The following is a 15086-nucleotide window of genomic DNA, read 5'->3' as shown; positions in this document are numbered from 1 at the left end:
GCGACGTCAGCCTGAATTCACCGATGCCATCCTGGCCGCAATATCGCGCAAAGTCGCCTCGTCGGCCGCCGCGCGCTGCTTCCGCGACGCGACGAGGCAGGCCTGCGAGCGCAGGATGACGCCGTCGGCCAGCACCTTGAGATGGTTGGCGCGCAGCGTCGAACCTGACGTGGTGATGTCGACGACGATATCGGCCAATCCGGCCGCCGGCGCACCCTCGGTGGCGCCGAGGCTTTCGACGATGCGATAGACCTGGATGCCGTGCTTTTGCGAAAAGAACTGCTGGGTCAGCCGCCAGTATTTGGTGGCGATCCTGAGCCGCCGGCCGTGGCGCTGGCGGAAATCGGCGGCGACGTCGTCGAGGTCGGCCATCGTATCGACGTCGAGCCAGATGTCGGGCACGGCGACGACGACATCGGCATTGCCGAAACCGAGGCGGGCGATGATTTCGGCGCGCGTCTCGCAATCGGCGAGGTTTTCGCGCAAAAGGTCCTCGCCGGTGATGCCGAGATCGACCGACCCCTGGCCGATTTCGCCTGATATCTCCGAGGCCGACAGGAACGCTATCTCGACGCCGTCAAGGCCGTCGATGCGGGCGCGGTATTTGCGCTCGTCGCCGGGCAGGCTGACGGCAAGTCCGGCCTTGGCCAGCACCTCCAGCGCCTGCTCCTTGAGCCGGCCTTTCGACGGGATCGCCAGCGTGATCATGGCGCCGTCTCCCGCAGCGCCTCGATGCGGTCGAGCCAGACGGAAAAACCGACGCCGGGGATCGGCGTTTTGGCGCCGAGCAGCGTCAGCAGCCGGTCGTAGCGGCCACCACCGGCGAGCGGCCGATCGCCATCCTGCGCCGCGATCTCGAAGACCAGGCCGGTGTAGTAATCGAGCGGCCGGCCGAAGGCGGCGTCGTAGCTGATTTCAGACATCGGCAGGCCGAGGCTTTGTATGGCCGCGGCGCGGGCTGCGAAATTCTCCAGCGCAGCCCCCAGTGAAAGCCCGGCATCGATCGCAAAACTTTCGAGCGCCCCGGCGGCGCTGTCGAGCGGCACGTCGATGGCCAAAAAGCTCTTCAGCGCCGCAAACGCCTCGTTCGACAGCCGCACGCTGCGCAGTTCGGCTTTCTCGATCAGGCGCCGCGCAATCTCGGACGGCGAACGCCCGGCCGTTGCCGACAGCCCGGCCTCTTCCATGCCACCGGCGACATGCGCCGAAAGACCGTCAAGATCGCCGTCGAGGACAAGGGTGGCGACCGCGCCGGCGAGCTGGCTGTTGCGCGGCGGATTGGCCAGATCGGCAAGCGCCGCCTCCAGCATCGGCGCCGAGCCGAAGGCGCGCGCCAGCCGCATGCGCCAGCCGCGCGGCAGGCCAAGGGCGGCCAGCACCGCCTCGAAAATGGTCTGGTCGCCGAGTGTGACCGCCAGCTCCCGGCCGGGCAGCACCAGCGAAAGCAGCGCATGCGCATCGGCCAGCGAACGCGCATCGGCGGCGGCCGTGTCGCGGTCGCCAAGGTCCTCGATGCCGGCCTGGAAGAACTCGTTGCCGCCCTCGCGGCGCTGGCGAAACACCTCGCCGAGATAGCAATAGCGGCGCGGCGTGCCGGCCTGGCTGGCAATGTGGTCGAGGCAGACCGGAATGGTGAATTCCGGCCGCAGGCAAAGCGTCTGCCCGGTCTCGCTCTCGGTGAGAAAGATGCGGCGGCGCAAATCCTCGCCGGCCATGTCGAGGAACGGATCGGCCGGCTGCAGCACGGCAACCTCGACCGCATGGGTGTTGCGCGCGGCGAAGAGGCTGGTGATGTCGGATGCGATGGCGGGGCGCGGGGTCATGGGAATGTGGAGCGCGAGGCACCCCCCTCTGGCCTGCCGGCCATCTCCCCCTCAAGGGGGGAGATCGGCAGCTTCAGCCTCGGCGTCTTCTCTCCAACGCTTGAGTTTGGCGAAAGCAGGCGCGATATCCAATCTCCCCCCTTGAGGGGGAGATGGCCGGCAGGCCAGAGGGGGGTGCTCACGCGCCACCCTTCGCTCGGTCGGCCGCCTGCGCCGCCAGTATCTTCTTCACCTCGGCGACCAGCTCACTCTCCGCCACGGTCACCTGCGCCGGTCGTGCGGCGCGCCATTCGGCGTTGTCGTCGATCTCGGCCGACATTTTCGCGCCCTCGATCAGGTCCTTGATCTGCACCTCGCCCTTGGCGCGCTCGTCGCCGCCCTGAATGACGGCGACCGGGCTGCCGCGGCGGTCGGCATATTTCAGCTGCGCCTTCATGCCGGCGCCGCCGAGATACATTTCCGAGCGGATGCCGGCGGCGCGCAGCTCGGCCACCATCTTCTGGTAGCGGCCGAGGCTTTCCGTATCCTTGTCCATGGTCAGCACGACGACCGGCGCGATGACATCGGAAGTATCGAGCTTGCCGAGGTTCTTCAGCGCCGTCATCAGGCGCGAGACGCCGATCGAAAAACCGGTCGCCGGCACCGGCTCGCCACGAAAGCGCGAGACGAGGCCGTCATAACGTCCGCCGCCGCCGACCGAGCCGAAGCGCACGATCTGGCCGTCCTCATTGGGGATTTCGGCCAGCAGCTCGGCCTCGTAGACCGGGCCGGTGTAATATTCGAGGCCACGCACGACCGAGGGATCGATGCGGATGCGATCCTCACCGTAGCCGCTTTGTGCGACCATGGTTCTTATCTGCTCCAACTCTGCAAGACCCTCAACAAACGAGGCATTCGTTATGCCCAGATGTTCGAGTTTCCTTTCCTCGACAAGATTGCTGAGCCCTGGGGTGATAGATCCCAGTGTCTGGACAATTTGTTCGGGATCATGCTGCGCCATGACCGTGAAATAGCTGATCACAACATCGATTTGCGCGTTACCCAGCCCGGCGCCCTTGGTAAAATCACCGCTCTCGTCCTTGCGCCCGGCGCCCAAAAGCAGGCGCACGCCCCCGACGCCCAGCTTGTCCAGCTTGTCGATCGCCCGTAGCACCTGCAGCCGGCGGGCAGCGTTCTCGTCGCCGCCGAGGCCGATCGCCTCCAGCACGCCATCGAGCACTTTGCGGTTGTTGACGCGGACGACGTAGTCGCCGCGCTTGATGCCGAGCGCCTCCATCACGTCGGCCATCATCATCGCCATCTCGGCATCGGCGGCGACACCCGGCGTGCCTACCGTGTCGGCGTCGAACTGCATGAACTGGCGGAAGCGGCCGGGACCGGGCTTCTCGTTGCGGAACACCCAGCCGGAGCGATAGCTGCGATAGGGTTTCGGCAGGCGCTCGAAATTCTCGGCGACAAAGCGCGCCATCGGCGCGGTCAGGTCGTAGCGCAGCGACAGCCACTGGTCGTCATCGTCCTGGAACGAGAACACGCCCTCGTTCGGCCGGTCCTGGTCGGGCAGGAATTTGCCGAGCGCGTCGGTGTATTCGATCAGCGGCTGGTCGACCGGCTCGAAACCGTAAAGCTCAAAGACCGAGCGTATCCTGGCCATCATCTTCTCGACGGCGCGCAGATCGTCGGCGGCGCGGTCGACAAAGCCGCGCGGCAGCCGCGCTTTCATCTTTTCGGATTTGTCGGCCATGGGATGGGTACTTTGCTATGTAAACGGTGGACTTATTTCGGGTCGGCGTGTCCTACCGATGCAGCCCGGAGAAGGCAAGGGTTTGCGCTTCTCCCTGCTCCCCTTGCGAGAAGGCAAGAAAAAGAAGCTGAAACAATTGCGCCATGCGCGCGGCATCGTGCCGACACAATCCGGGCCGATAAGCACGCCGAAACAAGGGTTCGGGGCCATGGCCACGCTACAGAAGTTCGACATCATCGATAGCGGCGCACGCGACGCCTCGGTCCGGCTGCGGCCGGCCGATGGTTATGCGCCGAAGACGAAGCAAATCGCCGGACCGTTCGAGATCGCGGCGCAACAGCGCAGCGGACCGACCATGCGCGATGTGCTGATGACCGGACTGCTGGTGATCTATCCGGTGTTCGCCGCGCTGGCGGCCATCCTTGCCGGGTTTTTCCTCGCCGGCGCCGGCGGCGCCTGAGCCGCTATTTCGGCCGCTTGAACGCTTTCCGTTCCGCCTCGACCGGCTCGCGGCAGACGCAGCCCTCGAGATGGTCGTTGACCAGCCCCATCGCCTGCATGAAGGCGTAGACGGTGGTCGGGCCGACAAAGCTCCAGCCGCGCTTCTTCAGCTCTTTCGAAATGCGGACCGAGACGGCCGTCGTCGGATTGGCGCGCAAATGCGCGAGGTCGATGATCTCGGGACGCTCGTGCGGGCCGGGCTCGAATTTCCAGAACCAGGCGGCCAGCGAGCCGGCCTCGTCGATGAGTTCGCGGGCGCGCTTGGCGTTGTTGATGGTCGAGACGATCTTGCCGCGGTGACGGATGATGCCGGCATTGCCGAGCAGGCGCTCGACATCGGCGTCGGTCAAGGCGGCGATCTTGTCGACATCGAAGCCGGCAAACGCCTCGCGGAAATTGTCGCGCTTGCGCAATATGGTCAGCCAGGACAGGCCCGACTGAAAACCTTCGAGGCAGATCTTCTCGAACAGGCGGCGGTCGTCGGCGACCGGCCGGCCCCATTCGTGGTCGTGGTAGTGCAGATAATCCGGCAGGTTGCCGTGCCAGAAGCAGCGGGCGATGCCGTCGGGACCGGCAAGCAGACCTGTCTTTTCATCCATGGCGGAATTCCGTTCGTGTCTTGGCGTTAACGCGTTTTGACGCGGCCTTTACCGCGGCTTTACCAGATTCCTGAACCGGGCGGTAACCACACCAAAAGCTTTACTGACAGATCGGCATTTTACGCATTCCGATTCATGTTTCGGTTGCCGCTTCGCGCCCAATGTCGGCGAAATCGGGGAGGCTTTGCACCCCGGCATGTTCGACGATCAAGGTGCGTTGCGATGAAGACATTCTTGTTCCCCCTGTTCGGCGCCGCGGCCGTGCTTGCGGCCGGCGCCGCCAATGCCAACGACCGCTATGCCGAGAGGCCGCCGGTGGTGGTCAGCCCAGATCTTTCGGCGCCCTGGGTGCTGCAGCTCGGCCATGCGCCGGGCATCGTGCGGCAGAGCCGGCAAGAGGCGCAGCCGCAACGGCGCTACCGGCGGCTGGCCGAACCCGATCAGCTGCGCACCGCAGCGGTGCAGGCGCCGGCCAAGCGCATGGTGATGCGGCCGCAGATCGACCCGATCTATCTGCCGCAGGAAGTCGCCTATGACGGCCCGCAGAAGCCGGGCACGATCGTCATCGATACGCGAGAGAATTTCCTCTATCTGGTCGGGAAAAACGGTAAGGCGCGGCGTTATGGCGTCGGCACCGGCAAGCCGGGCTTCGAATGGTCCGGCACCCACAAGGTCACCAACAAGCGCGTCTGGCCGGATTGGCGGCCGCCGGCGGTGATGATCGCCCGCGAAGCCGCCAAGGGCCGTTATCTGCCGACCTATCTCGCCGGCGGCATGGAAAACCCGCTCGGCGCACGCGCGCTCTATCTCGGCTCGACCGAGTACCGTATCCACGGCACCAATCAGCCCTGGACGATCGGCGGCGCGGTGTCGTCGGGCTGCATCCGCATGCGCAACGAGGACGTGGTCGACCTTTACGAGCGGGTCAATGTTGGCACGACGGTTGTAGTGATGTAATCTGCGGTTGACCTCACCGATGATTCTGCTCAGAAGCCTCGGGAGCATTGAGTAACGGGGGACGGGCCGTGTGGGGATGCGGCCAGTCACGAAAGGGCAGCGCGGCAAGCCGTGCTGCCCTTTTTGTTTCCGCCAGCAGGAATTGACGGGAAGATTTCGCCGGCACGTCGCGCGACCGGCATGGCGGTTCGCTTTTCGCGCTGCCTTTTCGCGGTTGCTTTGCTATGTGGCGGCTAAAATCCAGACAAAGGCCCCATCCCGATGTCCCTTTCCGATGACAGCCGCTATCTCAGGGGCGGCCCGGTTGCCCAACGCATCATCGCCGGCGTGCGCGAGGACGCGGCGATCGCCACCGCCGAAGGCTTTCCGCCCAAGCTGGTGTCGATCACCGTCGGCGATACCGCCGCGGTCGACGTCTATGTCCGCAACCAGCGCGCCAAGGCCGGGTTGGCCGGCATCGGCTTCGAGGAAAGGCGCTTTCGCGCCGACATCACCGCCGGCGAGCTGGAAGCGGCAATCCACGGGCTTAACGCCGACCCGCGCGTCACCGGCATCATCATCCAGCGGCCGGTGCCGGTGCACATTCCGATCAAGACGCTGCAGGCGGCGGTGCATCCGCTCAAGGATGTCGAGGGCATGCATCCGGCCTCGATCGGCAACATCGTCTACAACCAGCTCGACCTGGCGCCCTGCACCGCCGCCGCTTCGGTCGAACTGCTCAGGGAAACCGGCCTCGACCTCAAGGGGCTCGAGGTGGTGGTCGTCGGCCATTCCGAGATCGTCGGCAAGCCGATCGCCTTCCTTTTGATGAGCGAAGGCGCGACGGTGACCGTCTGTCACCACATGACGCGTTCGGTGGCGGCACACGCACGCCGCGCCGACGCGCTGTTCGTCGCCGTGGGCCGGCCGCGGCTGATCAAGGCCGACATGGTGAAGCCCGGCGCTGCCGTGATCGACATCGGCATCAATTCGGAGATCGGGCCGGACGGCGAAAGCCGCATCGTTGGCGACGTCGACACCGAAAGCGTCAAGGAAGTCGCCTCCTGGATCACGCCGGTGCCGGGCGGGGTCGGCCCGATCACGGTGGCGATCCTGCTGCGCAACACGATGGTAGCGCTCAGCCGCCAGCGCGCCCGCTACCAGGCCACCTACGGCACGGCAGACCGGCTGGCGGCGGAGTAGGCGCTTTCGTCACGTGCATTGCGGCACATGGCAGGTGATCCGGGACTCGTCATCCCAGAAGACGTAGAGCACGCCGCCGCTGCCCCAGAAGAAACCGGCGAGTGAATCGAACTGAAGAAGAAATTTCATTTCCCGATCCGTTCCGGGAACGACTGGAAACTGCGGTCCCTGAATCCATGACGGCAGCCCGCCAAGCCGAAACAGGTTTTGCCTTGAATTGCTTATCCCGTACGACTGCCTGAGCCACCGTTTAGGGGTCGGCGCCAACCGAACAGTTCTTTTCTCGGCGGCTTTTGCAGGCCTCTCAATGTAGGGCGAATGCAGAGGCGCGATCGGCGTCGGCACACCGGCAGCGTCGTGGGAATAATAGGTCGGTTCGAGAGAATTCGCACAGGTCTCGATACGGAGTCTGGGAAGAGGCATCGTCAGCTCACTCCCAAGATCGTCCAGCGTAATCAGATGTATCAGTCGCTCTCGACAGGTCGGGCACACTGCCGATCCTTCGCCGCCGACCATAAGTGGCCTGCCAGTCGCCGGCAGATGCCAGGTAGGATGATAGCGATGCGTCGGAAAAGACATGTCGCTCGGAGCGCCTTCCTCAAAGCTGAAATGATGACATGCCGGCGGCGAACGAGGATCATCATGCGTCAGCCAGTCTGCGAAATCGGGAATGTCGCCCAAGGTACTGTCTGGAAACAATTCCGGCGCCTGCAAGGCGACGTGAGCCAGCAGATCCTCCACGTCTATTCCGCGTTTCACTTCCTCTTGCAGGAAAAATGCCAGACGAGCCAAATGCGCGTCGTCGAGAAACGAAACGGCGTCGATAATCAGATTGTCTTGCTGGACGTCGGCTTCTACCGCTGCCTTTATGAGCGCAAACAGGAATTCGGACCCATCCTTGAGATGACGAGCGATGATTGTCTGGCATTCGCCATAGCTGGCCTGGAACGTCGCCGGCGATCTGTCCGACAGCAGCCGAACGACGGTTCCAATCTCTTCGGACTTTGGGTTGGGCATCTCGGCAGTCTCATCGGCGGGTGCGCAGCAATCAAACCAATTTTGGCGGCTCGCCGCCATAGGCCCAGTCGAGCAGCTTTATCGTATGCACCACCGGCAGCTTGGCGGCAGAAGCGATCTGGGTGATGCAGCCGATATTGCCGGTGGCGACGATTTCGGCACCGGTCGCCTCGATATTCCTGACCTTGCGGTCGCGCAACGTCGCCGAAATCTCGGGCTGCAGGATGTTGTAGGTGCCGGCCGAACCGCAGCACAGATGCCCTTCGCGCGGCTCGCGCACGATGAAGCCGGCACGGACCAGAAGCTCCTTCGGCTGGCGGGTGATCTTCTGGCCGTGCTGCATCGAGCAGGCCGAGTGATAGGCGACGATGGTGCCCGGCTTGCGGACCGGCTCGGGCAGGTCGAGGCTTGCCAGATATTCGGTGATGTCCCTGGCCAGCGCCGACACGCGCGCGGCCTTGTCGGCATAGGCCGGATCGAGGCGCAGCATGAAGCCGTAATCCTTGATGGTGGTGCCGCACCCGGATGCGGTGATGACGATGGCGTCGAGTCCACCCTGCTCGATGGCGCGCGTCCAGGCGTCGACGTTCCGTCGGGCCGACGCCAAGGCAGCGTCCTCGCGCCCCATATGATGCACCAGCGCGCCGCAGCAGCCCTCGCCCTCGGGCACCACGACCTCAACGCCAAGCCGGGTCAGCAGCGAAATCGTCGTGTCGTTGATGCCGGGATCGAGCACGGATTGCGCGCAGCCGGTGAGGATGGCGACGCGGCCATTTTTCTTCGCGCCCTGCCCGGCATGGACGCCCGGCGAGGCCATCGGCGAGACTGCCGGGACCGATGCCGGGGCCAGCTTCAACATCGCGCCCAAAGGCTTCAATGCCTGGATTTTCTCAAACAGGCCGGCGAATGGCTGGCCGAGCTTCGCCAGCTTGAGCGCCGCGCGGAAACGCGAGGGATAGGGCAGCACGAAGGCCAGCATGGCGCGTGTCAGGCGATCGGCCAGCGGACGCTTGTAGGTCTCCTCGATATGGACGCGGGCGTGGTCGACCAGATGCATGTAGTTGACGCCCGACGGGCAGGTGGTCATGCAGGCGAGGCAGGACAGGCAGCGGTCGATATGAGTGACGATCTGCTTGTCGGCCGGCCGTCCGTTTTCCAGCATGTCCTTGATCAGATAAATCCGGCCGCGCGGCGAATCCAGTTCGTTGCCGAGCGTCACGTAGGTCGGGCAGGTGGCGGTGCAGAAGCCGCAATGCACACATTTGCGCAGGATCTTCTCCGATTCCGCGACATGCGGATCGGCGAGCTGGGCAGCTGAGAAATTGGTCTGCACGTAAACGAATCCTTACCGTTTGAGCATGATCTTTTCCCAAAACCGGTACCCACTTTTGGGGATCATGCTCATAATCCCAGAAACCAGCTTTCCGGGTTCTTGACCGCCTCGCCGCGCTGCAGCGCCTGCAGGCCAAGAATGCAGCGTGCGATGAACCAGACGGCGACCGCGACCATCAGCACGACACCGATGACCACGATCATCAACAGCGCCGAGATCAGTGCATAGAGCAGGCCGATCCAGAAGGTGCGGATCAGGAATGTGTAGTGGCTTTCGACGAATCCGCCGGCCTTACCGCGATTGATATAGGCCAGGACGATGCCGACAATGCCGCTGACGCCGATGGCTAGGCCGGCGAGATAGAGGATGTAGATGACCAGCGCGTTGGTCGGGCCGGGCTCCAGCCAGCGGTCGGTCTGGCGTGACGTACCGTTTTGGCCTGGATCGCTCATTGTGCTCCTCCCTCGGTTGCCGGCGCGAGAGTAGCAGAGCTTGCGCTAGGCGCCATACGGCCGGGATTGAGGATATTCTTCGGGTCGAATTCGGCCTTCAGCCGCGCCGACAGTGCTGCCAGTTGCGGCGCTTGCGGTTCGAACACCGGCACGGCGGCGCGGTGCGAAGGGGTTGCGCGCACCAGCGTCGCATGGCCGCCGCCATGTCTTCTGATCAGGCCGCGCAACAGGCCGGCCTCGGGATCGTCCTGCTGCATGCGCAGCCAGATCAGCCCGCCCTGCCAATCGTAGAAGGCATCGACCGGGGCCTGCATGCGCAGCGCCAGCACCATCTGGTGGCCCCGCGACGGCGCCATCGAGACGCGCCACACCGGCCTTTCGCTGCCATCGGCGAACGGCGCGCAGTCGCGGACATCGCGCCAGACCGAGTACGAGACCGAACCGGAAATCTCCTGCAGCGGCCCAGCGTTTTTCAGCAGGTCTTTCAGCGCGGCAATGCGGTAAGCGACCGACGGGCCGAAGCCCTCGATGCGCAGCAGCGTCGCGGCATCGCTGCCCAGACTGCCGCCAGCGACCCGCGCGGCGACCCGTTCGGGAAGATGGGCAGCACTCGACACTTCGGCGCTGGAACCCAGCGCCAGCGCCATGGCGGCGGCGGCGTGATCGTCGAGCAGGCCGCGGATGGCAAGCGTGACTTCGGTCTCGGCAGCAGGCAGCACCTTGAAGGTGACGTCGGTGAGCACCGCCAGCGTGCCCCAGCTGTTGGCCATCAGCTTGGACAGATCATAGCCGGTGACGTTCTTGACGACGCGGCCGCCCGACTTGAAGGCCTCGCCGCGCCCGGAAACGGCTGCTATGCCGAGGATATGGTCGCGCGCAGCACCCACCTTCAGCCGGCGCGGGCCGGAAAGGTTCGCGGCGAGTGCGCCGCCGATCGTGCCTCGCGCTGGCTCACCGCCGAGCAGCGGGCCGTAATCCATCGGTTCGAAGGCCAGTTGCTGGCCGTTTTCGCCAAGCAGGCTTTCGATTTCGGCCAGCGGCGTGCCGGCTTTTGCCGACAGCACCAGTTCGGCCGGCTCGTAAAGCGTGACGCCGGAGAGTTTGGAAAGGTCGAGCGTATGCTCACTCTGCTGCGGCCGGCCGATACCGCGCTTGGAGCCGTGGCCGAGGATTTCGAGCGGCGAGTCTTCCGCGGCCGCCCATTGGACGGTAGAGAGGACTTCGGCGGCCGTGGATGGGGTGAAGGTGGTCATGGGACGGACGCGGCATTGGCAAATGCGGGAACGTCGCGTTCCTTCGCGCCCCCCTCTGTCCTGCCGGACATCTCCCCCTCAAGGGGGGAGATCGGATGCTGCGTCGGGCTTCGCCAATCTCCAGCGTTAACAGGAGGGCGAGGCGCCGAAGCTGCCAATCTCCCCCCTTGAGGGGGAGATGTCCGGCAGGACAGAGGGGGGTGTTCAAGCGCTAACATACGCACTCAAAACCTCGGAATGTCCGGAAACGCCACTTGCCCGCGATGCACGTGCATCCGCCCGAGCTCGGCGCATCGCCTCAATTGCGGGAAGACCTTGCCGGGATTCAAAAGATGGTTGGGGTCGAAGGCGCATTTGACGCGCATCTGCTGGTCGAGGTCGATCTGGTTGAACATTTCCGGCATCAGGTCGCGCTTCTCGACGCCGACCCCGTGCTCGCCGGTCAGCACGCCACCGACCTTGACGCAGAGCCGCAATATGTCAGCGCCGAAACTCTCCGCCTTGTCGAGTTCGCCCGGCACGTTGGCGTCATAGAGGATGAGCGGGTGCAGATTGCCGTCGCCGGCGTGGAAGACATTGGCGACGCCGAGCCCGTATTTCTCCGACAGCTCGCGCATGCCGGCGAGCACGCGCGGCAGTTCCTTGCGCGGGATGGTGCCGTCCATGCAGTAGTAGTCGGGCGAGATGCGGCCGACCGCCGGGAAAGCCGCCTTGCGGCCGGCCCAGAAGCTCAGCCGCTCCTGTTCCGACTGCGACGTGCGGCATGTGGTCGAGCCGTTCCTAAAAGCAATGGCTTCGACCAGGCCGATCAGATGGTCGACCTCGACACCCGGCCCGTCCAGCTCGACGATCAGCAGCGCCTCGACATCGAGCGGATAGCCGGCCTGGACGAAATCCTCGGCGGCGTGGATGGCCGGACGGTCCATCATCTCCATGCCGCCCGGAATGATGCCGGCGCCGATGATGTCGGCAACGCATTGGCCGGCCTGCTCGCTGGTCGGGAAACCGATCAGCAGGGCACGCGCCGTCTCCGGCCTCTTCAGGATGCGTACGGTGACCTCGGTTACGACGCCGAGCAGTCCTTCGGAGCCGGTCATGACGCCGAGCAGGTCGTAGCCTTCCGCGTCGAGATGGCTGCCGCCGAGGCGCACCACCTCGCCATTCATCAGCACCATCTCGATGCCGAGCACATTGTTGGCGGTGAGACCGTATTTCAGGCAGTGCACGCCGCCGGAATTTTCCGCGACATTGCCGCCGATCGAGCAGGCGATCTGGGAGGATGGATCGGGGGCGTAATAGAAGCCCTCCTGCTCGACGGCGGTGGTGATGCCGAGATTGGTGACGCCGGGCTGGGCGACGACGACGCGGTTCTGAAAATCGATCTCGAGGATGCGGTTGAAGCGGCTCATGACCAGCAGCACCGCGTCTTCGAGCGGCAGCGCACCGCCGGAGAGCGAGGTGCCGGAGCCGCGCGGCACGACGCGGATGTTGCGGTCGCTGCAATATTTCAGCACCCGCGAGACCTGGGCCACGGTCTGCGGCAGCACCACGACCAGCGGCAATTGCCGGTAGGCGGTGAGCCCGTCGCTCTCGAAGGCGCGCATGGCATTGGCGGCGTCGACGACGCCCTCGCCCGGCACGATGATGCGCATATCGGCGACGATCTCGTCGCGCCGGCGCATCGTGGTGTCGTCTGGTTTCGGCATGGCAGGGCCGGACATCGACAGCCTCCTTCGATCGACTGGTAAAAATCTTTTACCAGCGACGGTGGTCGCTTGCAAATGCCGCTTTGGCCGGGATGAGAGGCCTATGGCCGAGACAGCCTTCCGCAGCGGCAATCTGCCGCTGCGCCCCACACTACTCGCCCGGCTGCTTGCCTGGTTCGGAGTGCATGCGGCGGACGCGGCGCACGCCCCACCAGACGAGCACGATGGCGAGCGGCACCGAGGCGGCGGTGACCATTTCCGGCGCGAAGGCATGGCCGAAGATCGAGGCGCCCTTGGCGACGTAGCCGATGAGGCCGACGACATAGTAGGAAACCGCGGCGACCGAGAGCCCCTCCACCGTCTGCTGCAGCCGCAATTGCAGGCGGGCGCGATTGTTCATCGATGCCAAAAGATCGCGGTTCTGCTTCTCGACCTCGACGTCGACCCAGGTGCGCAGCAGTGTGGTGGCACGGGTGAGCTTCGTCGACAGGTTGGCCTGACGCTCCTCGACCGAACGGCAGGTACGCATCGCCGGCGCCACGCGGCGCTGCAGAAAACCGCCCCAGGTGTCGTAGCCGGGCACCGCCTCTTCGTCGAGCGCCTCCAGCCGTTCGCGCACGATGCCGTCATAGGCGCGGCTGGCGCCGAAGCGGTAGAGGCTGGAGGCGGCATCGGCCTCCAGTTCGGCGGCCAGTTCGGTCAAGTCGGCAAGTAGCGTCTGGCTGTCGCGGGTCTCGGCGACCTTCATTTCCAACGTGGTCTGGGCCAGCCTGTCTTCGATGCGGCGGGCGCGACCGGACAGCGTCAGGGCCAGCGGCAGCCCAAGCATGGCCAGCGTGCGGTAGGTCTCGATGTCGATCAGCCGCTGCGACAGTGCCCCGGTGCGCGCCGGGGTCAGGCCGCGGTCGAGCACCAGCATGCGGGTCAAGCCGTCGCCATCCTGACGGAAATCGGTGACGATGGCCGCGTTGCCGCGCTCGACCAGCGAATAGCACAGGCTGGTCGGGTCGAAGCCGGCGATCAGTTTTTCGTTCGCCGGCGTCCATTTGCGGATCTCCAGCCTGATGCCGGAAATCACCGTGCCCGGCGGCGAAAACCCGTTGCCGAAGGGTGTGTCTTCTTGCCCCCTGCCGTTTTCGGCGAGCGGGCCTTCCCAGAGATAGGTCGAGAATTCCGTGTGGCGTTCCCAGCGCAGCGAGCCCTTGCCCCATTTCATCGCGTGGTGGCGGGCGTGAGGGTCGGGCGCGGCGATGCCGAGGCGTCGCGACAATTCGGAAAGCACGGCCTGATCGATCCCGGATCCAGCTTCGGTCATGAAGGAAAGCTGCACCAGCACGCGCGGCTTTTCGACCAGCGGCTGCGGCCGGGCGTGGACCTCGCCGAGCGCGCCCGGCCGACCTTCATGCGCCGGAAAGCCCATGACGGTGCCGCCCACGGCTTTGGCGCGCAGCTGGAATTCGAGGCTGGACGGGTCGGCGTCTGGCACGGCTGGTCCCCCGGGCTTCTGTGAGCCCTTTGGCAATGATGTCCCTCTAGAGGCAATCGCCAGGGGACGCAAACGCCCAATTTAGCTGAAGATGATATGGCGCCGCGGCTGTGAAACGGACCCGGCCCCCGGCGAATTGGATAAATAATTTGACCAGTTGGCGACGCCGGCTTTATCTTGCGCGACATCGGTTCAACCCCCAGGCATCCCGTTTGAGCGACATTTTCTCCCGGATCGAGCATTCGCGCACCGCCGACGAGGTGGTGCAGCAGATCGAGAGCCTGATCCTCGAAGGCGTCCTGCGCACCGGCGACCGGCTGCCGGGCGAGCGCGAACTGGCGCGCCAGTTCGAGGTGTCGCGGCCGATCCTGCGCGATGCCTTGAAAGCCTTGGAAGGGCGCGGGCTGTTGACGACACGGCCAGGCGGCGGCACCCATGTCGCCGATGTCATCGGCCAGCTGTTCACCAAGCCGGTGACCGACCTGATGTCGATGCATCGCAAGGCGGTGACCGACTATCTGGAGTACCGCCGGGAGATCGAGGCGGTGGCGGCGGAATATGCGGCGCGGCGTGCCACATCGGACGATCTGGCGCTGCTCGACCGCATCATGGCACGTATGGACGAGGCGCACCGGACCGGCAATTTCGACGACGAGGCGGAAATCGACGTCGAGTTCCACCACGCGATCTGCGAATGCGCGCACAACATCATCCTGCTGCACACGCTGCGCTCCTGTTATCGGCTGCTGTCGGAAGGCGTGTTCCAGAACCGGCGGCTGGTGTTCAACGTGCCGGGCGCGCGCGAGGCGCTGCTTTCGCAGCACCGGGCAATCTATGCGGCGGTCAAGGCCGGCGATGCAGCCGCCGCGCGGCAGGCGGCGATGGACCACATCTCCTATGTCGAACGGTCGATGGCCGAGGCCGAGCGCAGCGGCGACTGGCAGCGCGTGTCGCGGCTGAGGCTCAGGCAGCGCTCCGAGCCCGGTGGCGGTGAGCCGGCAAGAAAACAGCCGTAGGCACCGCCCAGAAAATTCAA

At 65.0% G+C, this 15086-nt stretch carries 14 protein-coding genes; 4 read left to right on the top strand and 10 right to left on the bottom strand.

The features are described from left to right. Positions 1-6 precede the first annotated feature (6 nt). From hisG to hisS, 3 genes are all read right to left on the bottom strand, one after another. Complete coding sequence (gene hisG, locus NKI18_RS10135) at positions 7-708, bottom strand: ATP phosphoribosyltransferase (RefSeq protein WP_352614831.1); 702 nt, start codon at positions 706-708, stop codon at positions 7-9. After that, positions 705-1823: an ATP phosphoribosyltransferase regulatory subunit gene (locus NKI18_RS10130; protein WP_352614829.1), complete on the bottom strand. Its 1119-nt coding sequence runs from the start codon at positions 1821-1823 to the stop codon at positions 705-707. Before NKI18_RS10130 ends, hisG begins: the two co-directional genes overlap by 4 nt. Positions 1824-2001: 178 nt before the next feature. Then, complete coding sequence (gene hisS, locus NKI18_RS10125) at positions 2002-3564, bottom strand: histidine--tRNA ligase (protein ID WP_352614827.1); 1563 nt, start codon at positions 3562-3564, stop codon at positions 2002-2004. A 58-nt stretch (positions 3565-3622) separates the two neighbouring features. Between hisS and NKI18_RS10120 the strand changes: the two genes are divergently transcribed. Continuing rightward, complete coding sequence (locus NKI18_RS10120) at positions 3623-4024, top strand: hypothetical protein (protein ID WP_352614825.1); 402 nt, start codon at positions 3623-3625, stop codon at positions 4022-4024. 4 nt (positions 4025-4028) lie between these two features. On the opposite strand, the gene NKI18_RS10115 is transcribed toward NKI18_RS10120, so the two are convergent. Then, a complete protein-coding gene (locus tag NKI18_RS10115; RefSeq protein WP_353019601.1) occupies positions 4029-4664 on the bottom strand; it encodes a DNA-3-methyladenine glycosylase I in 636 nt (211 codons plus the stop codon). Positions 4665-4886: 222 nt separating this feature from the next. On the opposite strand from NKI18_RS10115, the gene NKI18_RS10110 reads away from it, so the two are divergent. Together NKI18_RS10110 and NKI18_RS10105 are read left to right on the top strand one after the other, a co-directional pair. Beyond that, positions 4887-5621, top strand: a complete 735-nt coding sequence (locus NKI18_RS10110; RefSeq protein WP_023680452.1) for a L,D-transpeptidase — start codon at positions 4887-4889, stop codon at positions 5619-5621. 261 nt (positions 5622-5882) lie between these two features. Further along, complete coding sequence (locus NKI18_RS10105; RefSeq protein ID WP_352614821.1) at positions 5883-6803, top strand: bifunctional 5,10-methylenetetrahydrofolate dehydrogenase/5,10-methenyltetrahydrofolate cyclohydrolase; 921 nt, start codon at positions 5883-5885, stop codon at positions 6801-6803. Between the two features lie 9 nt (positions 6804-6812). On the opposite strand, the gene NKI18_RS10100 is transcribed toward NKI18_RS10105, so the two are convergent. The 6 genes from NKI18_RS10100 to NKI18_RS10075 form a co-directional block, all read right to left on the bottom strand. Then, positions 6813-7880: a hypothetical protein gene (locus NKI18_RS10100; protein ID WP_352614819.1), complete on the bottom strand. Its 1068-nt coding sequence runs from the start codon at positions 7878-7880 to the stop codon at positions 6813-6815. Then, a complete protein-coding gene (gene glcF, locus NKI18_RS10095; protein WP_352614817.1) occupies positions 7852-9153 on the bottom strand; it encodes a glycolate oxidase subunit GlcF in 1302 nt (433 codons plus the stop codon). The genes NKI18_RS10100 and glcF overlap by 29 nt, the downstream gene beginning before the upstream one ends. A 68-nt stretch (positions 9154-9221) precedes the next feature. Beyond that, the gene (locus NKI18_RS10090) at positions 9222-9605 is read right to left on the bottom strand and encodes a DUF4870 family protein (protein WP_352614815.1); all 384 of its coding nucleotides are present in this window, start codon (positions 9603-9605) and stop codon (positions 9222-9224) included. Further along, positions 9602-10858, bottom strand: coding sequence for an FAD-binding protein (locus NKI18_RS10085; protein WP_352614813.1), 1257 nt, complete (start codon positions 10856-10858; stop codon positions 9602-9604). The genes NKI18_RS10090 and NKI18_RS10085 overlap by 4 nt, the downstream gene beginning before the upstream one ends. 224 nt (positions 10859-11082) lie before the next feature. Further along, on the bottom strand, positions 11083-12579 hold the full coding sequence (locus tag NKI18_RS10080) for an FAD-linked oxidase C-terminal domain-containing protein (RefSeq protein WP_352614811.1): 1497 nt from the start codon (positions 12577-12579) through the stop codon (positions 11083-11085). A gap of 136 nt (positions 12580-12715) precedes the next feature. Then, positions 12716-14050 (bottom strand): DUF3422 family protein, encoded by a 1335-nt coding sequence (locus NKI18_RS10075; RefSeq protein WP_352614810.1) that lies wholly within the window; start codon positions 14048-14050, stop codon positions 12716-12718. A 212-nt stretch (positions 14051-14262) separates the two neighbouring features. Here NKI18_RS10075 and NKI18_RS10070 point away from each other — a divergent pair, with 212 nt between their 5' ends. Next, the gene (locus NKI18_RS10070; RefSeq protein ID WP_353019595.1) at positions 14263-15066 is read left to right on the top strand and encodes an FCD domain-containing protein; all 804 of its coding nucleotides are present in this window, start codon (positions 14263-14265) and stop codon (positions 15064-15066) included. Positions 15067-15086 lie beyond the last annotated feature (20 nt).

The organism is Mesorhizobium sp. M0800, assembly GCF_040320095.1.
Taxonomy (GTDB): Bacteria; Pseudomonadota; Alphaproteobacteria; order Rhizobiales; family Rhizobiaceae; genus Mesorhizobium.
This window is presented reverse-complemented; position numbering and strand designations above follow the sequence as displayed.